This window comes from Enterobacter cloacae complex sp. 342H5 (genome assembly GCF_050030905.1).
In the GTDB taxonomy this organism is placed as follows: Bacteria; Pseudomonadota; Gammaproteobacteria; order Enterobacterales; family Enterobacteriaceae; genus Enterobacter; species Enterobacter intestinihominis.
The window spans coordinates 97187-122025 of record NZ_JBLGVB010000001.1 but is presented as its reverse complement, the minus strand read 5'-3'; the positions used below and the strand labels follow the sequence as shown (position 1 = coordinate 122025).

Sequence of the window (24839 nt, the reverse complement as noted above, 5' to 3'; positions counted from 1 at the left end):
CCCTACTTCTGGCACTGACGGCAGTAAAACGTGGCGCGCTGAGCGTGCTTCGTGGCAATAATCGGCGTCCCGCATGCTCTGCACGGTTCCCCCTTACGACCATAAACCTGCAACTCCTGCGCAAAATAGCCCGGCTTCCCGTCGCTTTGCAGAAAATCCTTCAGCGTCGTCCCACCCTGCTCAATTGAGCGCAGCAGTACCGCTTTAATCACTCTGACCAGCAGCTCGCACTCCTGCGCAGACAGTGAAGAGGCCAGCCGATCGGGATGGATCCCGGCGGCAAACAACGATTCGCTGGCATAGATATTCCCCACGCCCACGACCAGCTTGTTATCCATCAGCCAGGGTTTAATCGGGGTTTTCTTTTTCGCGCACTTCTCTTTGAGATAATCCGCGTTAAACGCCTCTGAGAGCGGCTCAGGTCCAAGATGCGCCAGCACGTTGTGCCCTTCCAGCTCTTTGGTCCACAGCCATGCGCCAAAGCGACGCGGGTCGGTATAACGCAGCACCTTGCCGTTACTCATCACCAGATCAACGTGGTCGTGCTTTTCCGCAGGCAACTCTTCGGTGAGGATGCGCAGGCTTCCCGACATGCCCAGATGGATAATGATCCAGCCGTCAGGCAGCTCCAGCAGCAGGTATTTCGCGCGGCGCTGTACGCTCAGGACGGGTTTATCGCTTAACGCGTGGATCTCATCGGACACCGGCCAGCGCAGACGCCCGTTGCGAACGACAGCATGAAGAATAGTCGCGCCAACCAGATGGGGCTCAATGCCGCGGCGGCTGGTCTCTACCTCAGGTAATTCAGGCATGGTTCCTCCGTTGAGATGCAGAATGCAAAAAACCCCGCAGTTGCGGGGTTTTTCAATACAAGGAGACTAAAATTATTTGATTTTAGCTTCTTTGTACAGTACGTGCTGGCGTACAACTGGATCGAATTTTTTCAGTTCCAGTTTTTCCGGCTTAGTACGTTTGTTCTTCGTGGTGGTGTAGAAGTGACCTGTACCAGCAGAAGAAACCAGCTTGATTTTCTCGCGAATACCTTTAGCCATGATTTATTTCCTCTTTAAGTACTTAGTACTTTTCGCCACGGGCACGCAGTTCGGACAGAACTGTATCGATGCCTTTCTTATCGATTACACGCATACCTTTAGCAGATACGCGCAGGGTGACAAAACGCTTCTCGCTCTCAACCCAGAAACGGTGAGAGTGCAGGTTCGGCAGGAAACGGCGTTTAGTCGCGTTCAGTGCGTGGGAACGGTTGTTACCGGTCACCGGACGCTTGCCAGTAACTTGGCAGACTCGGGACATGTCTATTCTCCAAAAATCAAATTAGCTCGAGCTTCGTATGGGGTATCGGCGCCTCGTCAGGCTTTACAGCCCGGTCATCGCATAGTTCTATTGAACTCTCGATTGCCAGGCCCAAATGCCAAACCCGAGATTCTCAAAGGTGGCGTAGTATACGCTGACTCGGCGGTGTGCTCAAGTCCCGAACAGACAAAGATCCCGATGGATCGCGAGAAAAGGCCTAAATCCAGCCACGTTCGGCAAAAGAAATGTACTCTCCGCGGCCAATTATCAGATGGTCCAGCACACGAATGTCCATGAATTGACAACATTTGATAATACGTTCGGTAATTGCTTTGTCAGCTCTGCTTGGTTCTGCACAGCCAGAGGGGTGATTATGCGCGAGGATCACGCCGGCTGCATTCACTTTTATCGCTTCCCGCACAATTTCACGCGGATGCACCTCAACGTGGCTCAATGTTCCCGAAAAAAGGCGGGTATGTTTCAGTACCCGGTTTTTGTTGTCGAGAAAGATCACCATAAAGATCTCCCGCTCCAGATCGGAAAGCTGGCTTTGCAGAAATTCGCGGGTCATATCGGGGGTGAGGATCGGGTCTTCTTCCTCCATACGCACGTTGTAAAATCTCCGGGCCAGCTCCGCAATGCCCCGCAACTGGGCATATTTCGCCACGCCAATACCCTCAACGTGCGTAAACGCCTCCAGCTCGGCGGTCAACAATCCATACAGTGAGCCGAAATGCTCTATCAGCTCTTTCGCCAGCGTAAATACCGTTTTCCCCGGCGTGCCTGTGCGTAAAAAGAGCGCCAGCAGCTCGTCGTCCTTTAACAACGTGACGCCATGGCGCAGCATTTTTTCACGCGGTAGCAGCAGTTCAGTCTCTTCCATGCCCGGCCTCCTTCTGTTTGCCATTATGCTGCCACAGGCAAATTCGGGGCTCGACGCTGGCGTTTCGTTCTTGCGTAGCGCCTCGCAAAGTGAATTAAGGACATCATCACCCCGTTTTAGGGATTGTGATAAAATGCCCGCTCTCTGGTGAAACCCAACAGGAAAGAATCATGATGAGCCTGGCCGGTAAAAAAATCGTTCTTGGCGTCAGCGGCGGTATTGCTGCCTATAAAACGCCAGACCTGGTGCGCCGTTTGCGCGAGCGCGGGGCCGACGTACGGGTCGCGATCACCGAAGGCGGCAAAGCCTTTATCACCCCGCTGAGCCTGCAAGCCGTCTCGGGATACCCGGTATCCGACAGCCTTCTCGACCCGGCAGCCGAAGCCGCAATGGGCCATATTGAGCTGGGGAAATGGGCCGATCTGGTTATCCTTGCCCCCGCCACGGCAGATGTAATTGCCCGCGTGGCGGCCGGGATGGCGAACGATTTGGTAACGACCATTTGCCTCGCCACGCCTGCGCCCGTCGCGGTTGTACCCGCAATGAACCAGCAGATGTATCGCAACGCCGCTACCCAGCATAATCTGGATACGCTGGCCTCGCGCGGCCTGCTAATTTGGGGACCGGAGAGCGGCAGCCAGGCCTGTGGCGACGTGGGGCCAGGGCGTATGCTCGACCCATTGACGATTGTTGATATGGCCGCCGCCCATTTCTCGCCTGTCAACGATCTGCAACATCTCAACATCATGATTACCGCGGGCCCCACGCGCGAGCCGCTGGATCCGGTGCGATACATCACCAACCACAGCTCCGGCAAAATGGGCTTTGCAATTGCTGCCGCGGCAGCCAAACGCGGCGCGAACGTGACGCTGGTGAGCGGCCCGGTGTCGCTTACCACCCCTGCGTTTGTGCGGCGTATTGATGTAACTACCGCGCTGGAAATGGAAGCCGCCGTACAGGCGCATGCTCAACAGCAGCATATTTTTATCGGCTGTGCGGCCGTCGCTGATTACCGCGCCGAAACCATTGCCGACGCCAAAATTAAAAAGCAAGGTGATGAATTAACAATAAAAATGGTGAAGAACCCGGATATCGTTGCCGGTGTCGCCGCATTGAAAACTCATCGTCCTTACGTTGTTGGGTTTGCCGCAGAAACGAATAATGTGGAAGAATATGCCCGGCAAAAACGTACCCGCAAAAACCTCGATTTGATTTGCGCGAACGACGTATCGCTGTCCACGCAAGGATTTAACAGCGACAGCAACGCATTGCACCTTTTCTGGCAGGATGGAGATAAAGTCTTACCGCTTGAGCGCAAAGAACTCCTGGGCCAACAATTACTGGACGAGATCGTTACCCGTTATGATGAAAAAAATCGACGTTAAGATTCTGGACCCGCGCGTTGGCGAGCAATTTCCGCTGCCAACGTATGCCACCTCCGGCTCTGCCGGTCTTGACCTGCGCGCCTGTCTCGATGACGCCGTAGAACTGGCGCCGGGTGCAACGACCCTGATCCCGACCGGGCTGGCGATTCACATTGCTGACCCGTCACTGGCAGCGGTGATCCTGCCGCGCTCTGGCCTGGGCCATAAGCATGGCGTCGTGCTGGGTAACCTGGTCGGCCTGATCGACTCTGACTATCAGGGTCAGCTGATGGTATCCGTCTGGAACCGTGGCCAGGACAGCTTCACCATTGAACCGGGCGAGCGTATTGCGCAGATGGTGTTTGTACCGGTGGTGCAGGCAGAATTTAACCTGGTGGCAGACTTCGACGCTACCGACCGTGGCGAAGGCGGCTTCGGCCATTCCGGGCGCAAATAACCGCCCGACAAACACGCATCTCACAGCGCCATAATGCAATAACAAACCGCAAACGTCAGTTTGCGGGTCGCTGTGTGGTTGCCAGCCTGACAAGTGCTTATTTTCAGGGGTATTTTGTAACATGGCAGAAAAACAAACCGCGAAAAGGAATCGTCGCGAAGAAATACTTCAATCTCTGGCTCTGATGCTTGAATCCAGCGACGGCAGTCAACGCATCACCACCGCCAAGCTGGCGGCCTCTGTGGGCGTGTCAGAGGCGGCGCTGTATCGTCATTTCCCGAGCAAAACCCGGATGTTCGACAGCCTGATCGAGTTTATCGAAGATAGCCTGATCACGCGCATCAACCTGATTCTGAAGGATGAAAAAGACACCAGCACGCGTCTGCGTCTGATTGTGCTGCTGATTCTGGGCTTTGGTGAACGTAACCCGGGTCTGACCCGTATTCTTACCGGCCACGCGCTGATGTTTGAACAGGATCGTCTGCAAGGCCGTATAAACCAGCTTTTTGAGCGTATCGAAGCCCAGCTTCGTCAGGTTCTGCGCGAGAAGAAAATGCGGGAAGGCGAGGGATATAATACGGATGAGACGCTGCTGGCAAGCCAGATCCTGGCATTTTGCGAAGGGATGCTCTCCCGGTTTGTGCGCAGCGAGTTTAAATATCGACCAACGGACGATTTTGACGCCCGCTGGCCGTTAGTGGCAGCACAATTACAGTAACGCCATCGCCGGATGGCGGCTTCGCCTTATCCGGCCTACGAACAGGTAGGCCCGGTAAGCGTAGCGCCACCGGGCAACGCAATTAAACCCCGAACTCTTCGCGATACGCTTTTACCGCCGCCAGGTGATCCGCCATCTCAGGCTTCTCTTCCAGATATGCAATCAGGTCTGTCAGCGTGATGATAGAGATCACTTTGCAGCCATAATCGCGTTCCACTTCCTGAATAGCAGAGATGTCGCCACGCCCACGCTCCTGACGATCGAGCGAAATCAGCACACCCGCAAGCGTTGCACCGTTAGCCTGGATAATTTCCATCGATTCACGGATCGCGGTGCCTGCGGTGATCACGTCATCCACCAGCATCACGCGGCCCTGCAACGCACTGCCGACCAGATTGCCGCCTTCACCGTGGGTTTTGGCCTCTTTACGGTTAAAGCAGTACGGTACGTCGCGGTCATGGTGCTCCGCCAGCGCCACCGCCGTGGTGGTTGCAATTGGAATGCCTTTGTACGCGGGGCCAAACAGCAGATCGAAATCAATCCCGGAATCTACCAGCGCTTCGGCATAGAAGCGGCCTAACAGTGCCAGGTCGCGCCCGGTATTAAACAGCCCGGCGTTGAAGAAATACGGGCTTTTACGCCCGGATTTCAGCGTGAACTCGCCAAACTTAAGTACCTGCTTGTTAAGCGCAAACTCAATAAACTGGCGCTGATACGATTTCATGGATTTGCTCCTTTGTCTTTTCAGTCTTACAGGCAAAAAAAAGGCGACTCATTGGTCGCCTTAAAATCAATTTTCTAACGCCGCTTTCTGCGTCGCTACAATAGATTCAATACCCCCTCGGGCCAACGCCAGCAAGGTGAGCAGTTCTTCGTGAGTGAATGGCTCGCCTTCTGCCGTGCCCTGCACTTCAATGATGCGACCATCTTCGGTCATCACCACGTTCATGTCGGTTTCTGCGGCAGAATCTTCAACGTATTCCAGATCGCAAAGCGCTTCGCCGTTAACAATACCAACGGAGACAGCAGCAACCATCCCTTTCATTGGGTTGGTTTTCAGCTTACCGGCGGAAACCAGCTTGTTCAGCGCATCTGCCAGCGCCACACAGGCACCGGTAATGGAGGCCGTACGCGTGCCGCCATCGGCCTGGATCACGTCGCAGTCCAGCGTGATGGTGAACTCACCCAGCGTTTTTAAGTCAACCGCGGCGCGGAGCGCACGTGCGATCAGGCGCTGGATCTCCATAGTACGGCCGCCCTGCTTACCTTTTGCCGCTTCACGGGCATTACGGGTATGGGTTGCGCGCGGCAACATACCGTATTCCGCGGTGATCCACCCCTGGCCCTGACCTTTCAGGAAGCGAGGCACGCCCTCTTCGATGGACGCGGTGCAAAGCACTTTGGTGTCACCAAACTCAACCAGCACGGAGCCTTCAGCGTGTTTTGTATAGTTACGGGTCAGGGTGACGGGACGCACCTGGTTGGCGCTACGACCTGCTGGACGCATGATGGATTCTCCGGCTTGAAACGAATGTGGCTGCGCATTATACGGATAAAGGACGCTTATTCCTATCCTGAGAAGCCCCTGAAAGCTATAATCCCCCCATCTCTCCTTTAAAAACGGGAATGTCTATGATCCGCAGTATGACCGCCTACGCCCGGCGTGAAATCAAGGGTAGCTGGGGTAGCGCTACCTGGGAAATGCGCTCGGTAAACCAGCGCTATCTGGAAACATATTTCCGTATGCCGGAACAGTTCCGCAGCCTGGAGCCTGTGGTGCGTGAGCGTATCCGTACGCGTCTGACCCGCGGGAAAGTGGAATGTAACCTGCGTTTTGAGCCCGATGCCAGTGCACAGGGCGAACTGATCCTGAACGAAAAGCTGGCAAAACAGCTGGTTAATGCGGCGAACTGGGTCAAAATGCAAAGCGATGAAGGCGAGATCAACCCGGTTGATATTCTGCGCTGGCCTGGCGTGATGGCCGCCGGAGAGCAGGATCTGGACGCGATTACCGCTGAAATCCTGGCTGCACTCGACGGCACGCTGGATGACTTTATCGTTGCCCGCGAAACCGAAGGCCAGGCGCTGAAAGCGATGATTGAGCAACGCCTTGAAGGCGTGAGCGCCGAAGTGGCTAAAGTGCGCGCGCATATGCCAGAAGTGCTGCAATGGCAGCGTGAGCGTCTTGTCGCCAAACTGGAAGAGGCGGAAGTCCAGCTGGAAAACAACCGTCTGGAACAAGAGCTGGTGCTGATGGCGCAGCGTGTAGACGTGGCTGAAGAGCTGGATCGTCTGGAAGCGCACGTTAAAGAGACCTACAACATCCTGAAGAAGAAAGAAGCGGTAGGCCGCCGTCTCGACTTTATGATGCAGGAGTTCAACCGCGAGTCGAACACGCTGGCGTCTAAGTCTATCAATGCAGAGGTGACCAATTCAGCAATTGAACTGAAGGTCCTGATTGAGCAGATGCGCGAGCAGATCCAGAATATCGAGTAATACCTTTCAGGGTGGTGTCTGGCACATCACCCATTATTTTTTCTAATCCATATTTATCCTTACTTTCTTTGTCTCCCGCCTTATCACAAGCCCGCCTGGCATGCGTTGATAAATTCCTTTAGGGCAAATCCCCTCGCCTTAGAAAATCTCAATCGTGATCTTGCGCACAAATCGCTAATCTCCTCCTCTTCATTCCGGAGGGTTTATGCTGCTTCACATTCTCTATCTTATTGGCATTACCGCAGAAGCCATGACCGGCGCGCTCGCCGCCGGACGTCGCCGTATGGACACCTTCGGCGTGATCATTATTGCCACGGCCACTGCGCTCGGCGGCGGGTCCGTGCGCGATATCCTGCTTGGCCATTATCCGCTCGGCTGGGTTAAAAACCCTGAGTACGTCATTATCGTGGCAACGGCAGCCGTGTTAACCACGATTGTAGCCCCGGTGATGCCTCATCTGCGCCGCTTGTTCCTGGTGCTGGATGCGCTTGGGCTGATTGTTTTTTCCATCATTGGCGCACAAATTGCTCTCGATATGGGTGAAGGCCCGGTTATTGCCACCATTGCGGCGGTGATCACGGGCGTGTTTGGCGGGGTGCTGCGCGATATGTTCTGCAAACGTATCCCGCTGGTTTTCCAGAAGGAACTGTATGCCGGCATCTCCTTTGCCGCGGCAGTGCTTTATGTCGCCTTGCAGCACTATGTCACCAACCACGATGTGGTGGTTATCTCCACGCTGCTGTTTGGTTTCACCGCGCGTATGCTGGCATTGCGCCTGAAGCTGGGCCTGCCCGTTTTTCATTACAAGCACAACGCGCATTAATGTCAGAACCCGTTAATGTGCTGCTCAGCCAGCCACCTTGCCAGCCTATCAACGGGAGGCGCATGCAGCCAGTTAACGACCTGCTGCGCCTTCTCTTCACCTGTTCCCGGCAAAGCCTGCCAGTCAGCGGCGCTCCGCTGATTCAGCGCCTGCCACGACGCCGCCCCAACCGCATTCAGCGTGGCTTTTGTCAGCGGGATCCCCATCGCTGTGACCCAGCGAATAAAAGGTTGTTTGCGCACAATATTAAAACGATGCCAGAGCGATATCCCGCGCCCGGCGGAAAAGCCAGGCGTGGACTGTAGCTGCGCCTGCGTCAGTGTTAACCACGAAAAAATATGCTCGAAACGATGCGTCTGATGAAGCGTTCGCCAGCCCGCCTCGCCTAACCCCTCGATCCCTAGCCCTTGTTTTGAGCTAAGCCACGTCAACCGGGCAAAGAACTGTTCCATACACGCTGGTGAGGCATAAAAACAGGTCAGCGAGTGGTACTGCAGGGCCGGAGGTTCTGGTTTTTCCCTGTTCGCTCCCCGCCAGACAACTCGATCGAATCGGGGGATCCCCTGCCCGGCGAGGCTTATCAGAACCTGATCGCCGGGAACAATATCCAGCCGCTGCCAGCGTGTGACCGACCCCAGGCTCACCCGCCGCACCTGTTTATCATCAAGCTTTACTGGATCCAGTTCGGCTACAACGGACACCTTGCCCGTTCGCCCGACGCCAAACTGTATCCCTCGCACTTCAGCAACCTGAGCGACAGGCGTATATTTCCATGCGACAACCCAACGGCCTTCACCGGGTAACCAACCGTCGCCCGCGGGTTCATCCGCTGAACGCACCACAATGCCGTCCGTGGCAAAGGGCAATGCTGTTGTATGCCACGCTGAACGCTGCGCTTCGACCGCATTCACAGACGCGGCGGGCAGCGTATAACGCGCCGTCAGGGTGAACCCGGCTTTTGACAACGCATCCAGAGATACCTGCATCTCTTTAGGTCCATCCGGCCAGGCCCAGATAAACACGCCGAGCTGCCTGAGAAGTGCGCTATCGTTATGACGCATCATGGCGCCCGCCACTTTTGCCCGCATGTTCATCCCCCCCATCTGACGCTGGATGTGGTTTTCATGAATCCAGAACAGTTCACCCTGTAAGACGCTATTTGCCAGGGGGCCGGACAGGTTTTGCGGAACAGAGGGGATTGATCGAACCTGCGCCGTCCAGTCTTCACCTTTCACACCGTTGCCACGGCTAATGGCCCGGACAAGCTTCCCGCCCTGGTACACCAGCGTCACAGCCACGCCATCCACTTTGGGCTGCATCCAGAGATGTTGCCGGGCTCGCATCCACTGGCTGAGCTCAGCTTTACTGGCAACCTTATGCACGCCCGTATGCGCAACCGGGTGTGTCACACTACCTGTCAGAGGTGGCGGTCTCTCTTCGGAAGAGACATGACCAAAGCAGCGCTGCCACTGGTTCAACCGCGCGTTAAGCTGATCGTAAACCCCGTCATCAACGTCACTGACTCCCTGCTTCCAGTAAGCATCGTCCCAGCGTTTGATCTGCGCGCTCAGCGCTACAATTTCCTTTTCTGCTTTTGCCTGCGACCATACCGGGCATACCGCTAACCCGGTGCTACACCACAACAGCGCAAACCCGCTTATCCATCGCCACATTATTACCCCTCCTTTGCGTTGGAGGAGGTATAACCCGGTATTGAAAACGACGCGAATGGCAACGTTACGCTTTACGAGGCGTTATCCAGCGTTTCTTTTTGTTGCTGCAAACCGCAGACAAAACCTGAAAACGGCACGCAAAATTTAATCATCCACGGGAAAAAGTGTGACAAAGGCTACGTCACACAGCGGCGACGTGTATAATAAGCCCGTATGTAGGACTTCTTCGTTAACACATACAAAAGACTCTCATGGCTCAAGGCACGCTTTATATTGTTTCTGCCCCTAGTGGCGCGGGTAAATCCAGCCTTATTCAGGCACTGTTAAAAACCCAACCGTTGTACGATACGCAGGTTTCTGTTTCTCACACCACGCGAGCACCGCGTCCGGGTGAGGTGCACGGTGAACACTATTTCTTTGTGAATCACGACGAATTCAGAGCGATGATTGGCAGAGACGCGTTTCTTGAACACGCAGAAGTATTCGGTAACTACTACGGTACTTCGCGTGAAACCATTGAGCAGGTTCTGGCGACCGGCGTGAACGTGTTCCTGGATATCGACTGGCAGGGCGCGCAGCAAATTCGTAAGAAAATGCCTGATTCGCGCAGTATCTTTATTTTACCGCCATCGAAAGATGAACTGGATCGCCGCCTGCGGGGTCGCGGCCAGGACAGCGAAGAAGTTATCGCGAAGCGTATGGCACAGGCTGTTGCAGAAATGAGCCATTACGCGGAATATGATTACCTTATTGTGAATGATGATTTTGATGCCGCGCTGAGCGATCTCAAAACTATCCTTCGCGCAGAACGTCTGCGTATGAGCCGCCAGAAGCAGCGACATGACGCATTAATCACCAAACTGTTGGCAGACTGAACCCACTTTCAGTATCATGCCCAGTCATTTCTTCACCTGTGGAGCATTTTAAGTATGGCACGCGTAACTGTTCAGGACGCTGTAGAGAAAATTGGTAACCGTTTTGACCTGGTACTGGTCGCCGCGCGTCGCGCTCGTCAGATGCAGGTAGGCGGTAAAGATCCGCTGGTACCGGAAGAAAACGATAAAACCACCGTTATTGCACTTCGCGAAATCGAAGAAGGTCTGATCAACAACCAGATCCTCGACGTGCGTGAGCGCCAGGAGCAGCAAGAGCAGGAAGCCGCAGAACTGCAGGCCGTAACCGCCATTGCTGAAGGTCGTCGTTAATTAAACCTGCGGGTCGCCCTTGTATCTGTTTGAAAGCCTGAATCAACTGATTCAAACCTACCTGCCTGAAGACCAGATTAAGCGTCTTCAGCAGGCGTATCTCGTTGCACGTGACGCTCACGAGGGCCAGACACGTTCAAGCGGTGAACCCTATATCACGCACCCGGTAGCGGTGGCCTGTATTCTGGCCGAGATGAAACTCGACTACGAAACGCTCATGGCCGCCCTGCTGCATGACGTGATTGAAGATACCCCTGCCACCTACCAGGACATGGAACAGCTGTTTGGCAAAAGCGTTGCCGAGCTGGTGGAAGGGGTCTCTAAGCTTGATAAGCTGAAATTCCGCGATAAGAAAGAGGCACAGGCCGAAAACTTTCGCAAGATGATCATGGCGATGGTGCAGGATATCCGCGTCATTCTCATCAAACTTGCTGACCGCACCCACAATATGCGCACGCTGGGCTCACTTCGCCCGGATAAACGTCGCCGCATCGCCCGTGAAACCCTCGAAATCTACAGTCCGCTGGCGCACCGTTTAGGTATTCATCACATTAAAACCGAGCTGGAAGAGCTGGGTTTTGAAGCGTTATACCCGAACCGCTATCGCGTGATTAAAGAGGTGGTGAAAGCCGCTCGCGGTAACCGTAAAGAGATGATTCAAAAGATCCTCTCTGAAATCGAAGGGCGCTTGCAGGAAGCCGGTATTCCGTGCCGCGTCAGCGGTCGCGAAAAGCATTTGTACTCTATCTACTGCAAAATGGTGCTCAAAGAGCAGCGTTTTCACTCGATCATGGATATCTACGCGTTCCGCGTCATCGTCCACGACTCTGACACCTGCTACCGCGTGCTGGGGCAGATGCATAGCCTGTACAAGCCACGTCCGGGGCGCGTCAAAGATTACATCGCCATTCCAAAAGCGAACGGATATCAATCTTTGCACACCTCCATGATTGGCCCGCACGGCGTTCCGGTTGAGGTGCAAATTCGTACCGAAGACATGGATCAGATGGCGGAAATGGGTGTCGCGGCGCACTGGGCTTATAAAGAGCACGGCGGTGAAAGCAGCACCACCGCGCAAATCCGCGCCCAGCGCTGGATGCAGAGCCTGCTGGAGCTGCAACAGAGTGCAGGTAGCTCGTTTGAATTTATCGAGAGCGTTAAATCCGATCTCTTCCCGGATGAGATTTACGTTTTCACGCCGGAAGGGCGCATTGTCGAACTGCCTGCGGGCGCGACGCCGGTCGACTTCGCTTACGCCGTGCATACCGATATCGGCCATGCTTGCGTGGGTGCCCGCGTCGACAGGCAGCCTTATCCGCTGTCGCAGCCGCTCTTCAGCGGGCAGACTGTCGAAATTATTACCGCGCCGGGCGCACGTCCTAACGCTGCCTGGCTGAACTTTGTCGTGAGCTCAAAAGCGCGCGCAAAAATCCGCCAGCTGCTGAAAAATCTCAAGCGCGACGACTCCGTTAGCCTGGGGCGTCGTCTGCTCAATCACGCGCTGGGTGGCAGCCGCAAACTGGCAGAGATCCCACCAGAAAACATTCAGCATGAGCTGGAGCGTATGAAGCTCGCCTCGCTGGATGACCTGCTGGCAGAGATTGGCCTCGGAAACGCCATGAGCGTGGTCGTGGCGAAGAACCTGCAACAGGGCGAAACGACAGCCGTTCCTGCTAACGCGCAAAATCATGGTCACCTGCCAATCAAAGGCGCTGACGGGGTGCTCATCACCTTCGCCAAATGCTGCCGCCCTATCCCGGGCGACCCGATTATTGCGCACGTCAGCCCGGGTAAAGGGCTGGTGATCCACCACGAATCTTGCCGTAACATCCGTGGCTATCAGAAAGAGCCTGAGAAGTTCATGGCGGTCGAATGGGATAAAGAGACAGCGCAGGAATTTATCACTGAAATCAAGGTGGATATGTTTAACCACCAGGGTGCACTGGCGAACCTGACGGCAGCGATCAACACGGCCTCGTCAAACATTCAGAGCCTGAATACTGAAGAAAAAGATGGCCGCGTTTACAGCGCCTTTATTCGCCTGACCGCCCGTGACCGCGTACATCTGGCCAATATTATGCGCAAGATCCGCGTGATGCCGGATGTCATTAAAGTCACCCGTAACCGAAACTAGCATTATGAATTCAACACGTTACGAGCGAATCTGCGAAATGCTCGCCAGGCGTCAGCCTGATCTGACGGTCTGCATGGAGCAGGTCCATAAACCTCATAACGTCTCTGCTATCGTTCGCACCGCAGATGCCGTCGGCGTGCATGAAGTCCACGCCGTCTGGCCAGGCGCACGTATGCGTACCATGGCCTCCACCGCCGCAGGCAGCAACAGCTGGGTATCCGTGAAAACTCACCAGACTATTGGTGAAGCGGTCTCGCACCTGAAAGGGCGTGGCATGCAGGTTCTGGCAACCAACCTCTCAGCTAAAGCCGTGGATTTCCGTGAGATCGACTACACCCGTCCGACCTGCATTTTAATGGGCCAGGAGAAAACGGGGATCACGCAGGAAGCACTGGATTTGGCTGACCGGGACATCATCATTCCGATGATCGGCATGGTCCAGTCACTCAACGTGTCGGTCGCCTCAGCGCTGATCCTGTATGAAGCGCAGCGCCAGCGTCAGAATGCCGGAATGTACGAGCGCAGCAACAGCATGCTGCCGGAAGAGGAGCAGCAGCGCCTGCTGTTTGAAGGTGGCTATCCGGTGCTGGCTCGCGTTGCGAAGCAGAAGAAATTGCCTTACCCCCACGTCAACGCGCAGGGCGAAATTGAAGCCGATGCCGAGTGGTGGTCCACCATGCAGTACGCAGGGTAAATCATGAAAGGCCGCCTGCTGGACGCCATACCGCTCAACAGCCTGACGGGCGTGGGCGCGGCACAAAGCAGTAAACTGGCGAAGATTGGCCTGCACACCGTGCAGGATCTCCTGCTCCACCTCCCCCTGCGTTACGAAGACCGTACTCAGCTTTATAAAATTGGCGATCTGCTGCCCGCTATTTACGCCACCGTTGAAGGGGAAGTGCTGAGCTGCAACATCACCTTTGGCGGACGCAGGATGATGACCTGCCAGATCAGCGACGGCACCGGCATTCTCACCATGCGCTTTTTCAACTTCAATGCGGCGATGAAAAACAGCCTTGCCACCGGACGACGCGTACTTGCGTACGGTGAAGCCAAACGGGGCAAATACGGCGCGGAGATGATCCACCCGGAATACCGCGTGCAGGGCGATCTCAGCTCACCTGAGCTACAGGAGACGCTCACGCCGGTCTATCCAACCACCGAAGGCATTAAGCAGGCCACGCTGCGCAAGCTCACCGACCAGGCGCTGGAGCTGCTTGATACCTGCGCCATTAACGAGCTGCTGCCGCCAGAGCTGGCGCAGGGCATGATGAGCCTGCCGGAGGCGTTGCGCACCCTGCACCGTCCACCGCCAACGCTTCAGCTTGTTGATTTAGAAAGCGGTAAACATCCCGCCCAACGGCGTCTTATCCTTGAGGAATTACTGGCTCACAACCTGAGCATGCTGGCCCTGCGCGCAGGTGCGCAGCGTTTCCACGCGCAGCCATTAAGCCCGCATGATGAGCTCAAAGATAAGCTGCTGGCCACACTGCCGTTTAAACCCACTGGCGCCCAGGCGCGGGTCACCGCCGAGATCGAACGCGATATGGCGCTGAATGTGCCGATGATGCGCCTGGTGCAGGGCGACGTGGGTTCCGGGAAAACGCTGGTTGCCGCATTGGCCGCTTTACGCGCTATCGCCCACGGCAAGCAGGTGGCGCTGATGGCGCCGACAGAACTGCTGGCCGAGCAGCACGCCAACAATTTCCGTAACTGGTTCGCCCCACTGGGGATCGAAGTGGGCTGGCTGGCCGGGAAGCAGAAGGGCAAAGCACGTCTTGCGCAGCAGGAAGCCATTGCCAGCGGGCAGGTGCAGATGATTGTCGGCACGCACGCCATTTTCCAGGAACAGGTGCAGTTTAACGGCCTGGCGCTGGTCATTATCGACGAACAGCACCGCTTTGGTGTTCATCAGCGTCTGGCGCTGTGGGAGAAAGGTCTGCAACAGGGCTTCCACCCGCATCAGCTGATCATGACCGCCACGCCGATTCCGCGCACCCTGGCGATGACGGCCTATGCCGATCTGGATACCTCCACCATCGACGAGTTGCCGCCGGGCCGAACGCCGGTGACCACGGTTGCCATACCGGACACGCGGCGCAGCGACATCATTGACCGCGTGCGCAACGCCTGTACGCAGGAAGGGCGTCAGGCGTACTGGGTCTGCACCCTGATTGAAGAGTCTGAGCTGCTGGAAGCGCAGGCTGCCGAAGCCACATGGGAAGAGTTAAAGCTCGCCCTGCCAGAGCTGAACGTCGGTCTGGTTCACGGGCGCATGAAGCCTGCCGAGAAGCAGGCGGTGATGCAGTCGTTCAAACAGGGCGAGCTGCACTTACTCGTTGCGACCACGGTTATCGAAGTGGGCGTGGATGTGCCGAACTCCAGCCTGATGATTATTGAGAACCCGGAGCGTCTGGGCCTGGCGCAGCTCCACCAGCTACGAGGCCGCGTGGGCCGTGGCGCGATCGCCTCTCACTGCGTGCTGCTCTACAAAGCCCCGCTGTCGAAAACCGCGCAGATGCGTTTGCAGGTATTACGCGACAGCAATGACGGCTTCGTCATTGCGCAAAAAGATCTGGAGATCCGCGGCCCGGGCGAACTGCTGGGCACGCGTCAGACGGGTAACGCCGAATTTAAAGTGGCGGATTTGCTGCGCGATCAGGCCATGATCCCCGAAGTACAACGCCTTGCGCGTCATATTCATGAACGCTACCCCGAACAGGCGGCAGCGTTAATTGAACGCTGGATGCCGGAAACCGAGCGGTATTCCAACGCCTGACGGTCAGCCAAACATCGGCAGCATCAGGTAGAGCTTAATGACCAGCGCGTTGACGATATCAATGAAGAATGCGCCCACCATCGGCACCACCAGAAACGCCATGTGCGACGGGCCGAACCGTTCGGTGATCGCCTGCATATTCGCGATGGCCGTTGGTGTCGCTCCCAGACCAAATCCACAGTGACCCGCAGCCAGTACCGCCGCATCATAGTTTTTGCCCATCATGCGCCAGGTAACAAAGATGGCATACAGTGCCATAAACACGGCCTGTACCGCCAGGATCGCCACCATCGGCAGCGCCAGCGAGGCCAGTTCCCACAGCTTGAGGCTCATCAGCGCCATCGCCAGGAACAGCGACAGGCTGACGTTCCCCAGCACGGACACCGCGCGTTCGAAGACGCGGTAGAAGCCCATCTGCGCCAGACCGTTGCTCAGGATCACCCCGATAAACAGCACGCAGACAAAGGTTGGCAGTTCGAAAGCCGTTCCCGCCAGCCATTGCGCAACGATTTTGCCCACGGTGAGGCAGATGGCAATCATGGCGATGGTTTCAATCATCACCAGCGAGGTGATGCTGCGACCAACGTCCGGTTTTTCGAACGCGGTCGGCACCATTTCATCGTCTGGTCTGCCTTCCGGCGTAGTGGAATGTTTCACCAGATAGCGCGCCACCGGGCCGCCAATCAGCCCGCCAAGCACCAGGCCAAAGGTCGCGCAGGCCATTGCCACTTCCGTTGCGTTTTCAAAGCCATAGCGTTCGATGAACAGCTTGCTCCACGCCGCGCCCGTTCCGTGGCCACCTGACAGGGTAATCGACCCCGCCAGCAGACCCATCAGCGGATCCAGCCCCAGCAGCGACGCCATACCGATGCCGATGGCGTTTTGCATCAGCAGCAGGCCCACCACGACAATCAAAAACACGCCCAGCACCTTGCCACCCGAACGCAGGCTTGCGAGGTTAGCGTTCAGGCCGATAGTGGCAAAGAAGGCCAGCATCAACGGATCTTTCAGGGACATATCAAAATCAATTTCCCAACCCATACTTTTTTTCAGCACCAGCAGGGCCAGCGCCACCAGCAATCCACCGGCGACAGGTTCAGGAATGGTGTACTTTTTCAGAAAGGAAACACTGTGTACCAGCTTGCGACCAAGCAGAAGAACCAGCGTTGCGGCAACAAGGGTCGACAACGTATCGAGATGAATCATAAAAGGCTCCTGTTATGCGCGTGTTCCATACACACGCGGCGTTATCCTGGGCCGGGTGATGCTCGTCATGAGCCGCCGGCGCGAAAAGTGTAATTTTTTTTTCCTGTTCGTTGTAGAAAACCTGCTCACACCGGCAGATTTTCTCTCTTTTTTTTGCTGGCAATCGTTTGCTTTTACCAGGTGGTCAGCTAAAATGCCCGCTTTTCCACCGTGGGATTGCCGCCGATGTCTGTTAACACTCTGGAGTCTGCTGATGCGCAACCGATTGCGCAGAAGCAAAACAGTGAACTGATTTACCGCCTTGAAGATCGTCCCCCGCTACCTCAAACCCTGTTTGCCGCCTGCCAGCATCTGCTGGCGATGTTCGTTGCGGTCATCACGCCGGCTCTGCTGATTTGTCAGGCGCTGGGGTTACCGGCGCAGGATACGCAACACATCATCAGTATGTCTCTGTTCGCTTCCGGTGTAGCCTCCATCATTCAAATTAAAGCCTGGGGTCCGGTGGGTTCGGGGTTGCTGTCGATTCAGGGCACCAGCTTTAACTTTGTGGCGCCGCTGATCATGGGCGGTACGGCACTGAAAACCGGCGGCGCAGATGTCCCGACGATGATGGCGGCGCTATTCGGCACCCTGATGCTGGCAAGCTGCACAGAGATGATCATCTCCCGCGTTCTGCACCTTGCGCGCCGGGTGATCACCCCGCTGGTCTCCGGCGTGGTGGTGATGATTATCGGCCTGTCGCTGATTCAGGTGGGTCTGACCTCCATCGGGGGCGGCTACGCGGCAATGAGCGACCATACCTTCGGCGCGCCGAAAAACCTGCTGCTGGCAGGCGTGGTGCTGGCGATCATTATTCTGCTTAACCGCCAGCGTAACCCGTACCTGCGCGTGGCTTCGCTGGTGATCGCCATGGCGGCCGGTTACCTGCTGGCGTGGGCGCTGGGCATGCTGCCGGAAAACACCACCCCAACCAACAGCGCGTTGATTACCGTGCCAACGCCGCTCTACTACGGCCTGGGCATTGACTGGAGTCTGCTCCTGCCACTGATGCTGGTCTTTATGATCACCTCGCTGGAAACCATTGGCGATATCACTGCCACCTCCGACGTGTCCGAGCAGCCGGTCTCCGGCCCGCTGTACATGAAACGTCTGAAAGGCGGCGTGCTGGCGAACGGACTGAACTCGTTTGTCTCGGCGGTGTTCAACACATTCCCGAACTCCTGCTTCGGCCAGAACAATGGCGTGATCCAGTTGACCGGCGTGGCCAGCCGCTACGTGGGCTTTGTGGTGGCGCTGATGCTGGTGGTCCTCGGCCTGTTCCCGGCGGTAAGCGGGTTTGTGCAGCACATCCCTGAGCCGGTCCTGGGCGGCGCGACGCTGGTCATGTTCGGTACCATCGCGGCCTCCGGCGTGCGTATCGTCTCCCGCGAGCCGCTGAACCGCCGCGCAATCATGATTATTGCGCTGTCTCTCGCCGTAGGACTTGGCGTCTCCCAGCAGCCGTTGATTTTGCAGTTTGCCCCGGACTGGGTGAAAAACCTGCTCTCTTCCGGCATCGCCGCGGGCGGTATTACCGCTATCGTGCTGAATCTCATTTTCCCGCCTGAAAAGAACTGATCCCCACACGGCAGGCTGTAATGCCTGCCGTGACATCTCTTTACACCATTCCCGCCTTGAGCATTGCGCATAATTCGTGCATAACACCCTTATGTGCGTTTCGCGGGAAGGAAGACCATGAAATTTATTGGAAAGCTGCTTATCTATCTTCTGGTAGCCCTGCTCATTGTAGTGCTCGCCTTTTATTTTCTGCTCCAGACCCGCTGGGGCGCATCGCAGGTCAGCAGCTGGATCACGGTGAATACCGATTACGAGCTCAACTTTGACCTGATGGATCACCGCTTTTCATCCCCTTCTCACATCCTTCTGGAAAACGTTACCTTCGGACGAGATGGCAAACCGGCCACGCTGGTCGCTAAAAAAGTGGATATTGGCTTAAGCAGCCGCCAGATCACCGACCCGCTGCATATGGACGCCATCACCCTGTTCGATGGCACACTGAATTTATCTCCACAGACGGCGCCGCTGCCGTTCCAGGCCGATCGTCTGCAACTGAATAACATGGCCTTTAACAGCCCGAATACGGAGTGGGATCTCAGTGCGCAAAAGGTGACCGGCGGCGTCAGCCCGTGGCAGCCCGAGGCGGGGAACGTACTGGGGAAAAATGCGCAAATCCAGATGAGCGCCGGGTCGCTCACGCTCAACGGCATACCGGCCAACAACGTGCTGATTCAGGGACAACTCAACGGCAAAGAGGTGGTGCTCAATACCATCGGTGCCGATATGGCGCGCGGCTCGCTTACGGGGTCGGCTCAGCGTAATGCCGACGGTGGCTGGGTTATCGACACCCTGCGTCTGAATGAGATCCGCCTGCAAAGCGACAAATCGCTGCTGGATTTCTTCGCTCCTCTCTCCACCCTGCCTTCGTTACAGATTGGGCGGCTGGAAGTGACCGATGCCCGTCTACAGGGGCCAGACTGGGCGGTAACCGACCTCGATCTCAGCCTGCGTAACCTCACCCTGAGTAAAGGGGACTGGCAAAGCCAGGAGGGACGGTTATCCATGAACGCCAGCGAATTTATCTACGGCTCGCTGCATCTTTTTGACCCTATCCTGAACGCGGAATTCTCCCCGCAGGGCATTGCGCTGCGTCAGTTCACTTCCCGCTGGGAAGGGGGCATGGTGCGCACCTCCGGCAACTGGCTGCGCGACGGGAACGCGCTGGTGCTGGACGACGTTGCCATTGCCGGGCTGGAATATACGCTTCCGGAAAACTGGAAAACGCTGTGGATGGATCCGCTTCCGGCATGGCTGAACAGCGTGACGCTGAAAAAATTCGGCCTGAGCCGCAACCTGGTGATCGACATCGATCCGGCGTTCCCATGGCAGATCACCTCCCTCGACGGTTATGGCGCTAATCTGCGTCTGGCGCAAGACCATAAGTGGGGCGTGTGGGGCGGTAACGCAACCCTGAACGGGGCGGCAGCAACCTTTAACCGCGTCGACGTGCGACGCCCGTCGCTGGCGCTGAATGCCAACGCCGCAACGGTAAACATTACCGACCTGAGCGCCTTTACCGAGAAAGGGATCCTGGAAGCGACCGCCACCGTGTCACAGCTGCCACAGCGACAAACCACCGTGAGCCTGAACGGGCGCGGTGTACCACTCAACGTTTTGCAGCAGTGGGGCTGGCCAGCGCTGCCGATTGCGGGCGACGGCAATATTCAGCTCACCGCCAGCGGCAGCGTGCAGGCGAATGCGCCGCTGAAGCCGACGGTGAACGGGAAGCTTAGCGCGGTGAATATGGATAAACAGCAGGTGCAACAGACCATGACCCGCGGGATGGTGTCGGCGGTGGCTCCGGCACAGTAAAAAGCCGGGTGGCGGCTTCGCCTTACCCGGCCTACGAGGTTTTGGTTCCCTCTCCCCGTGGGTGAGGACATCAGACCGCATAATTACCGTAGGCCCGGTAAGCAAAGCGCCACCGGGCATTTTTCCAGCTCAGAGGTGGATCACCACCTCATCCCCCTCGGCTTTCACCACCACACCCCACTCGCTGCCCGCATGTGAACCGCCTTTCACGCCGCCAACCTTTTGCACGTTGCGCAAGCACACCGACCAGTTTTGCGCATCTCCCGCGCCGGTAAAGGTCACGACGTCGCCCTGACGTGACGCCTTCAGCGTAAACACCACAGAACCGTCCGCCGCAGGCACTTCGCTTACCGCCGTTGCGCCATCGCTCAGGTTGAAGAGCTGGAAGGCTGTCCCCTCGTGCCACGCATAGTCCGGCTTCTGGTTATTATTGCCGAGCGCCAGCAGCGTGTTGTCGCGCACATAGACCGGCAGGCTCTGGAAATCGTGCTGCTGCTTATGCCAGCGGCTGCCCTCGATTACATCGTTGTGCCACAGGTGCGTCCAGCGCCCTTCCGGCAGCCAGAACTGCACGTCGCCCGCCTCGGAGAACACCGGCGCCACCATCATTGAATCCCCCAGCATGTACTGGCGGTCAAGGTAATCGCACGCCGGGTCGTCCGGGAACTCCAGCATCATCGCCCGCAGCATCGGCGTGCCGAACTCGCGGGCCAGCGCAGCCTGACGATACAGGTACGGCATCAGCTGGCATTTCAGCTGGGTGAAGTGGCGCACCACGTCGCAGGACTCATCATCGTACGCCCACGGCACGCGGTAGGATTTGCTGCCGTGCAGGCGGCTGTGGCTGGAGAACAGCCCGAAAGCGCACCAGCGTTTGTAGACGTGTGCCGGAGCGGTGTTTTCGAACCCGCCGATATCGTGGCTCCAGAATCCGAAGCCGGACAGGCCAATCGACAGCCCGCCGCGCAGGCTTTCCGCCATCGATTCATAGTTGGCGTAGCAGTCGCCGCCCCAATGCACCGGGAACTGTTGCGCACCCACGGAGGCAGAACGGGCAAACAGCACCGCCTCTTCTTCTCCCACCGTCTCTTTCAGCACGTTCCACACCAGTTCGTTGTAGATGTAGGCGTAATGGTTGTGCATCTTCTGCGGATCGGAACCGTCAAACCACTGGACGTCCGTCGGGATACGCTCGCCGAAGTCGGTCTTGAAGCAGTCGACGCCGATCTCCACCAGGCCTTTCAGCTTGTCGGCGTACCACAGGCACGCGTCCGGGTTGGTGAAGTCGTAGATCGCCAGCCCCGGCTGCCATTTGTCCCACTGCCACAGGGAGCCGTCCGGGCGCTTGAGCAGGTAGCCCTTCTCTTTCAGCTCACGGAAGATCGGCGATTTCTGGCCGATGTACGGGTTGATCCACACGCAGACCTTCAGCCCTTTCTCTTTCAGGCGGCGGATCATCCCTTCCGGGTCGGGGAAGGTCACCGGGTCCCACTCAAAATCGCACCACTGGAAGGCTTTCATCCAGAAGCAGTCGAAGTGGAACACGTGCAGCGGCAGGTCGCGCTCGGCCATGCCGTCGATAAAGCTGTTGACCGTCGCTTCGTCGTAGTTAGTGGTGAAGGAGGTGGTCAGCCACAGGCCGAACGACCACGCCGGCGGCAGCGCCGGACGCCCGGTGAACTGCGTATAGCGGTTTAATACCTCTTTTGGCGTCGGGCCGTCGATCACGAAGTACTCCAGATACTCCCCTTCCACGCTGAACTGCACTTTGGACACTTTCTCGGAGCCGACTTCAAACGAGACATTTTCCGGGTGATTCACCAGCACGCCATAACCACGGTTGGTCAGGTAGAACGGGATGTTTTTGTAGGACTGCTCGGTGCTGGTGCCGCCGTCGCGGTTCCAGGTTTCGACCGTCTGACCGTTGCGCACCAGGGCGGTAAAGCGCTCGCCCAGGCCGTAGACCGTTTCCCCCACGCCCAGATCCAGACGTTCAAACACATAGTTGCGATCGGTGTTGGTATCCTGCACGTAGCCGTTGTTTTTCAGCTGGCTGCCGGTAATGCGCTGGCCGTTGCGCAGGAAATCCAGCGCCCAGAACTCGCCTTTGGTGACGCGCACGCTGGCGCTGCCGCTTTTCAGCTCGGCAAATTCGGCGTTGTTTTCAATCTCTACCTTCACGTCTTTCAGAACGTTCAGCGGATAGTGCGGGCCGTTGTTCAGCGCGCCCTGGAAGTGCTCAATGCGCACCCCGACAATCCCTTCCTGCGGGGCAAACAGGCGCACCGTGAACATCAACGTGTCGAGCTGCCAGGTGCGTTCGCGCACGTCACGCGGCGCGACGTACACCACCAGGTCATTGCCCTGCTGCTCCACGTCGAACACCTGAACCGGATACGTCACGTTAAGGCCCGGTTGGATAAGCCAGTTTCCATCACTGATTTTCATGCTTACGTCCTCTTAGTTCTGCAATTCTTTACTGACCGGCAGGTTTTCAAACTCCTGCTGATTGCGGCGCGCACCTTGCGCCAGCTCGCGCAGGATTTTGGTCAGGAAGGGGGTTTTCAGCGTGTAGTAGCGTTTGGCGATAATGGCGCTCAGCACGTAGCAGATCGCCGGAGCCAGCGTAAACAGACCGATAATGATGCTGATGGTCGCGCTGTTCTGGGTTTTGGCTGCCGCGTCGTAGCCGCCGCCTGCCAGCATCCATCCGATCATCGCCCCGCCCAGCGCCAGGCCGAGTTTCAGCACAAACAGCGTGCCTGCAAAGCTGATGCCGGTCAGGCGTTTGCCGTTGGTCCATTCGCCGTAGTCGACGGTATCGGACATCATAACCCACTGAATCGGCGTCACCAGTTGATGCAGCACGCCGATAACGAAGATGAAGCCGAACATCAGCACGGTGGCATGCATCGGCACGAAGAACATCGCCACGCTGACCACAGCCAGCGCGGCGTTGGTCCACCAGAAGATGCTGACCTTACACTTCCAGTCGGTGAGCGGTTTCGCCAGCGCGGAGCCAATCAGGTTGCCGACGCAGTAGGTGGTGAGGAACGCGACGAACACTTCCGGCGAGCCCATGATCCAGGTGCAGTAATACATCATCGCGCCGCCGCGCACGCAGACGGCGAGAATGTTGAGGATGGTCAGCACGCCGACGATGCGCCACTGGTCGTTTTGCCAGATATCACGCAGATCTTCACGCATGGAGGTGGTGCTCGGCGGCACCTGGATGCGCTCTTTGGTGGTGAAGAAGCAGAACGCCAGCATCAGGAACGCGACCACCGACAGCACGGCGATCCCGCCCTGGAAGCCGAACGCCTTATCGTCGCCGCCGATCAGGTTCACCAGCGGCATCATCAGCACCGTGGAGAGCATGCCGCCCGCCGTCGCCAGCACAAAGCGCCAGGACTGGAGGGAGATACGCTGCGTCGGGTCGTTGGTGATCACGCCGCCCAGCGCGCAGTACGGGATGTTGACCACGGTATAAAGCAGGGTCAGCAGCGTGTAGGTGATAGCGGCGTAAACCATTTTGCCGTTGAGGCTGAGGTCCGGCGTGGTGTAGGCCAGCACGCAGACGATGCCGAACGGAATGGCGCCGAACAAAATCCACGGGCGGAACTTGCCCCAGCGGCTGCGGGTGCGGTCGGCAATCAGCCCCATGCACGGGTCGGAGATCGCATCCAGCGCGCGGGCCAGCAGGAACATGGTGCCGACAAACCCGGCGGGAATACCAAAAATATCGGTGTAGAAAAACATCATGTAAAGCATGACGTTATCAAAAATGATATGGCTGGCGGCGTCTCCCATGCCGTAGCCAATCTTCTCTTTTACTGACAATACTTCGCTCATATTTTTATCCTTCACGCTGTAGGGGGCGCTGAGACCGGTTGCATTGGTTTTAAACCATTGTTTCAGGAGCGGGTATTGCGTTTTCTGGTTAAGAGATTACGTTTCTTGTTTTTTGTGATCGGGATAAAAGTTGATGAGCACGAAATGCTAACCTGAGGATTTTCTTAAGAATTAGCTGAAACAGGGGGATTCAGGTCAAAAGAGAGGTGAAAAAAGTGGTGTGGGGTATGTGGTAAATGCCTGAAAGTAGCTATAATGCGCCCCGCCTCCATGTAGCAATGCAGGCGCGGAAGATCGTCATCTCCGGTGAGGTGGCTGGACTTCAAATCCAGTTGGGGACGCCAGCGTTCCCGGGCAGGTTCGACTCCTGTGATCTTCCGCCAAATATCATCTCCCCACGTCCGAAACAGTCCTTTAAAACCATTATTTACAGCAAGTTATCTAATACCGACATCCGTATCAGTCCGAGAGAATCTCCCTAAATCCACGAAAAATATGTATAGTGTTGT

The 24839-nt window shown here is 56.7% G+C and carries 22 protein-coding genes and 1 tRNA gene; 13 read left to right on the top strand and 10 right to left on the bottom strand.

What is annotated here, in order from left to right:
* Positions 1-2: 2 nt before the first annotated feature.
* The 4 genes from mutM to radC all read right to left on the bottom strand — a co-directional run bounded on the left by mutM (position 3) and on the right by radC (position 2194).
* On the bottom strand, positions 3-812 hold the full coding sequence (mutM, locus tag ACQG03_RS00635) for a bifunctional DNA-formamidopyrimidine glycosylase/DNA-(apurinic or apyrimidinic site) lyase (protein ID WP_003860879.1): 810 nt from the start codon (positions 810-812) through the stop codon (positions 3-5).
* A 72-nt stretch (positions 813-884) separates the two neighbouring features.
* On the bottom strand, positions 885-1052 hold the full coding sequence (gene rpmG, locus ACQG03_RS00630; protein WP_003024094.1) for a 50S ribosomal protein L33: 168 nt from the start codon (positions 1050-1052) through the stop codon (positions 885-887).
* A gap of 22 nt (positions 1053-1074) precedes the next feature.
* Complete coding sequence (rpmB, locus tag ACQG03_RS00625) at positions 1075-1311, bottom strand: 50S ribosomal protein L28 (protein ID WP_002436699.1); 237 nt, start codon at positions 1309-1311, stop codon at positions 1075-1077.
* Between the two features lie 217 nt (positions 1312-1528).
* A complete protein-coding gene (radC, locus tag ACQG03_RS00620) occupies positions 1529-2194 on the bottom strand; it encodes a RadC family protein (protein ID WP_022646621.1) in 666 nt (221 codons plus the stop codon).
* 173 nt (positions 2195-2367) lie between these two features.
* Here radC and coaBC point away from each other — a divergent pair, with 173 nt between their 5' ends.
* From coaBC to slmA, 3 genes are all read left to right on the top strand, one after another.
* A complete protein-coding gene (coaBC, locus tag ACQG03_RS00615) occupies positions 2368-3579 on the top strand; it encodes a bifunctional phosphopantothenoylcysteine decarboxylase/phosphopantothenate--cysteine ligase CoaBC (protein WP_087878399.1) in 1212 nt (403 codons plus the stop codon).
* On the top strand, positions 3557-4015 hold the full coding sequence (dut, locus tag ACQG03_RS00610; RefSeq protein ID WP_015570042.1) for a dUTP diphosphatase: 459 nt from the start codon (positions 3557-3559) through the stop codon (positions 4013-4015). Before coaBC ends, dut begins: the two co-directional genes overlap by 23 nt.
* Before the next feature lie 121 nt (positions 4016-4136).
* Complete coding sequence (slmA, locus tag ACQG03_RS00605) at positions 4137-4733, top strand: nucleoid occlusion factor SlmA (protein ID WP_003860901.1); 597 nt, start codon at positions 4137-4139, stop codon at positions 4731-4733.
* 82 nt (positions 4734-4815) lie between these two features.
* Here the strand turns inward: slmA and pyrE are convergent, their stop codons facing one another.
* Positions 4816-5457 carry an orotate phosphoribosyltransferase gene (gene pyrE, locus ACQG03_RS00600; RefSeq protein WP_023305206.1) on the bottom strand — a complete coding sequence of 214 codons (642 nt, stop codon included), beginning with the start codon at positions 5455-5457 and terminating at the stop codon, positions 4816-4818.
* Between the two features lie 66 nt (positions 5458-5523).
* On the bottom strand, positions 5524-6240 hold the full coding sequence (rph, locus tag ACQG03_RS00595) for a ribonuclease PH (protein ID WP_048966550.1): 717 nt from the start codon (positions 6238-6240) through the stop codon (positions 5524-5526).
* Between the two features lie 125 nt (positions 6241-6365).
* On the opposite strand from rph, the gene ACQG03_RS00590 reads away from it, so the two are divergent.
* The gene (locus ACQG03_RS00590) at positions 6366-7229 is read left to right on the top strand and encodes a YicC/YloC family endoribonuclease (RefSeq protein ID WP_003860907.1); all 864 of its coding nucleotides are present in this window, start codon (positions 6366-6368) and stop codon (positions 7227-7229) included.
* A gap of 205 nt (positions 7230-7434) precedes the next feature.
* Positions 7435-8052, top strand: a complete 618-nt coding sequence (locus ACQG03_RS00585) for a trimeric intracellular cation channel family protein (RefSeq protein WP_023299016.1) — start codon at positions 7435-7437, stop codon at positions 8050-8052.
* 2 nt (positions 8053-8054) lie between these two features.
* On the opposite strand, the gene ligB is transcribed toward ACQG03_RS00585, so the two are convergent.
* On the bottom strand, positions 8055-9725 hold the full coding sequence (ligB, locus tag ACQG03_RS00580; RefSeq protein ID WP_063163328.1) for an NAD-dependent DNA ligase LigB: 1671 nt from the start codon (positions 9723-9725) through the stop codon (positions 8055-8057).
* A 251-nt stretch (positions 9726-9976) separates the two neighbouring features.
* On the opposite strand from ligB, the gene gmk reads away from it, so the two are divergent.
* From gmk to recG, 5 genes are read left to right on the top strand one after another with little or no spacing between them, the layout of a single operon-like run.
* Positions 9977-10600 carry a guanylate kinase gene (gene gmk, locus ACQG03_RS00575; RefSeq protein ID WP_006177710.1) on the top strand — a complete coding sequence of 208 codons (624 nt, stop codon included), beginning with the start codon at positions 9977-9979 and terminating at the stop codon, positions 10598-10600.
* A gap of 54 nt (positions 10601-10654) precedes the next feature.
* Positions 10655-10930 carry a DNA-directed RNA polymerase subunit omega gene (gene rpoZ / locus ACQG03_RS00570; RefSeq protein ID WP_000135058.1) on the top strand — a complete coding sequence of 92 codons (276 nt, stop codon included), beginning with the start codon at positions 10655-10657 and terminating at the stop codon, positions 10928-10930.
* A gap of 19 nt (positions 10931-10949) precedes the next feature.
* Positions 10950-13064 carry a bifunctional GTP diphosphokinase/guanosine-3',5'-bis pyrophosphate 3'-pyrophosphohydrolase gene (gene spoT, locus ACQG03_RS00565; RefSeq protein WP_022646616.1) on the top strand — a complete coding sequence of 705 codons (2115 nt, stop codon included), beginning with the start codon at positions 10950-10952 and terminating at the stop codon, positions 13062-13064.
* Positions 13065-13068: 4 nt separating this feature from the next.
* Positions 13069-13758, top strand: coding sequence for a tRNA (guanosine(18)-2'-O)-methyltransferase TrmH (gene trmH, locus ACQG03_RS00560; RefSeq protein WP_032622047.1), 690 nt, complete (start codon positions 13069-13071; stop codon positions 13756-13758).
* A gap of 3 nt (positions 13759-13761) precedes the next feature.
* Positions 13762-15843: an ATP-dependent DNA helicase RecG gene (recG, locus tag ACQG03_RS00555; protein WP_063163329.1), complete on the top strand. Its 2082-nt coding sequence runs from the start codon at positions 13762-13764 to the stop codon at positions 15841-15843.
* 3 nt (positions 15844-15846) lie between these two features.
* Here recG and gltS read toward each other — a convergent pair whose 3' ends face one another.
* Positions 15847-17049, bottom strand: a complete 1203-nt coding sequence (gltS, locus tag ACQG03_RS00550; protein WP_006812438.1) for a sodium/glutamate symporter — start codon at positions 17047-17049, stop codon at positions 15847-15849.
* A gap of 225 nt (positions 17050-17274) precedes the next feature.
* Here gltS and xanP point away from each other — a divergent pair, with 225 nt between their 5' ends.
* On the top strand, positions 17275-18666 hold the full coding sequence (gene xanP, locus ACQG03_RS00545) for a xanthine/proton symporter XanP (RefSeq protein WP_032626600.1): 1392 nt from the start codon (positions 17275-17277) through the stop codon (positions 18664-18666).
* 117 nt (positions 18667-18783) lie between these two features.
* Positions 18784-20478: an AsmA family protein gene (locus ACQG03_RS00540; RefSeq protein ID WP_063137884.1), complete on the top strand. Its 1695-nt coding sequence runs from the start codon at positions 18784-18786 to the stop codon at positions 20476-20478.
* A gap of 129 nt (positions 20479-20607) precedes the next feature.
* Here ACQG03_RS00540 and yicI read toward each other — a convergent pair whose 3' ends face one another.
* On the bottom strand, positions 20608-22926 hold the full coding sequence (gene yicI, locus ACQG03_RS00535) for an alpha-xylosidase (protein WP_063163330.1): 2319 nt from the start codon (positions 22924-22926) through the stop codon (positions 20608-20610).
* A gap of 12 nt (positions 22927-22938) precedes the next feature.
* Positions 22939-24330 (bottom strand): glycoside-pentoside-hexuronide family transporter, encoded by a 1392-nt coding sequence (locus ACQG03_RS00530; RefSeq protein ID WP_015570055.1) that lies wholly within the window; start codon positions 24328-24330, stop codon positions 22939-22941.
* Between the two features lie 288 nt (positions 24331-24618).
* On the opposite strand from ACQG03_RS00530, the gene ACQG03_RS00525 reads away from it, so the two are divergent.
* Positions 24619-24713: transfer RNA gene (locus ACQG03_RS00525), tRNA-Sec, on the top strand.
* The last annotated feature ends 126 nt before the right edge of the window (positions 24714-24839 follow it).

Excerpts from the sequence above, each read along its gene's own strand:
- ACQG03_RS00540 (WP_063137884.1), top strand. The coding sequence starts at position 18,784 with ATGAAATTTATTGGAAAGCTGCTTATCTATCTTCTGGTAGCCCTGCTC.
- dut (WP_015570042.1), top strand. The coding sequence starts at position 3,557 with ATGATGAAAAAAATCGACGTTAAGATTCTGGACCCGCGCGTTGGCGAG.
- radC (WP_022646621.1), bottom strand. The coding sequence starts at position 2,194 with ATGGAAGAGACTGAACTGCTGCTACCGCGTGAAAAAATGCTGCGCCAT.
- ACQG03_RS00585 (WP_023299016.1), top strand. The coding sequence starts at position 7,435 with ATGCTGCTTCACATTCTCTATCTTATTGGCATTACCGCAGAAGCCATG.
- rpoZ (WP_000135058.1), top strand. The coding sequence starts at position 10,655 with ATGGCACGCGTAACTGTTCAGGACGCTGTAGAGAAAATTGGTAACCGT.
- yicI (WP_063163330.1), bottom strand. The coding sequence starts at position 22,926 with ATGAAAATCAGTGATGGAAACTGGCTTATCCAACCGGGCCTTAACGTG.
- coaBC (WP_087878399.1), top strand. The coding sequence starts at position 2,368 with ATGAGCCTGGCCGGTAAAAAAATCGTTCTTGGCGTCAGCGGCGGTATT.
- rpmG (WP_003024094.1), bottom strand. The coding sequence starts at position 1,052 with ATGGCTAAAGGTATTCGCGAGAAAATCAAGCTGGTTTCTTCTGCTGGT.
- ACQG03_RS00590 (WP_003860907.1), top strand. The coding sequence starts at position 6,366 with ATGATCCGCAGTATGACCGCCTACGCCCGGCGTGAAATCAAGGGTAGC.
- mutM (WP_003860879.1), bottom strand. The coding sequence starts at position 812 with ATGCCTGAATTACCTGAGGTAGAGACCAGCCGCCGCGGCATTGAGCCC.
- trmH (WP_032622047.1), top strand. The coding sequence starts at position 13,069 with ATGAATTCAACACGTTACGAGCGAATCTGCGAAATGCTCGCCAGGCGT.
- gmk (WP_006177710.1), top strand. The coding sequence starts at position 9,977 with ATGGCTCAAGGCACGCTTTATATTGTTTCTGCCCCTAGTGGCGCGGGT.
- ligB (WP_063163328.1), bottom strand. The coding sequence starts at position 9,725 with ATGTGGCGATGGATAAGCGGGTTTGCGCTGTTGTGGTGTAGCACCGGG.
- rph (WP_048966550.1), bottom strand. The coding sequence starts at position 6,240 with ATGCGTCCAGCAGGTCGTAGCGCCAACCAGGTGCGTCCCGTCACCCTG.
- xanP (WP_032626600.1), top strand. The coding sequence starts at position 17,275 with ATGTCTGTTAACACTCTGGAGTCTGCTGATGCGCAACCGATTGCGCAG.
- recG (WP_063163329.1), top strand. The coding sequence starts at position 13,762 with ATGAAAGGCCGCCTGCTGGACGCCATACCGCTCAACAGCCTGACGGGC.
- rpmB (WP_002436699.1), bottom strand. The coding sequence starts at position 1,311 with ATGTCCCGAGTCTGCCAAGTTACTGGCAAGCGTCCGGTGACCGGTAAC.
- ACQG03_RS00530 (WP_015570055.1), bottom strand. The coding sequence starts at position 24,330 with ATGAGCGAAGTATTGTCAGTAAAAGAGAAGATTGGCTACGGCATGGGA.
- slmA (WP_003860901.1), top strand. The coding sequence starts at position 4,137 with ATGGCAGAAAAACAAACCGCGAAAAGGAATCGTCGCGAAGAAATACTT.
- gltS (WP_006812438.1), bottom strand. The coding sequence starts at position 17,049 with ATGATTCATCTCGATACGTTGTCGACCCTTGTTGCCGCAACGCTGGTT.
- pyrE (WP_023305206.1), bottom strand. The coding sequence starts at position 5,457 with ATGAAATCGTATCAGCGCCAGTTTATTGAGTTTGCGCTTAACAAGCAG.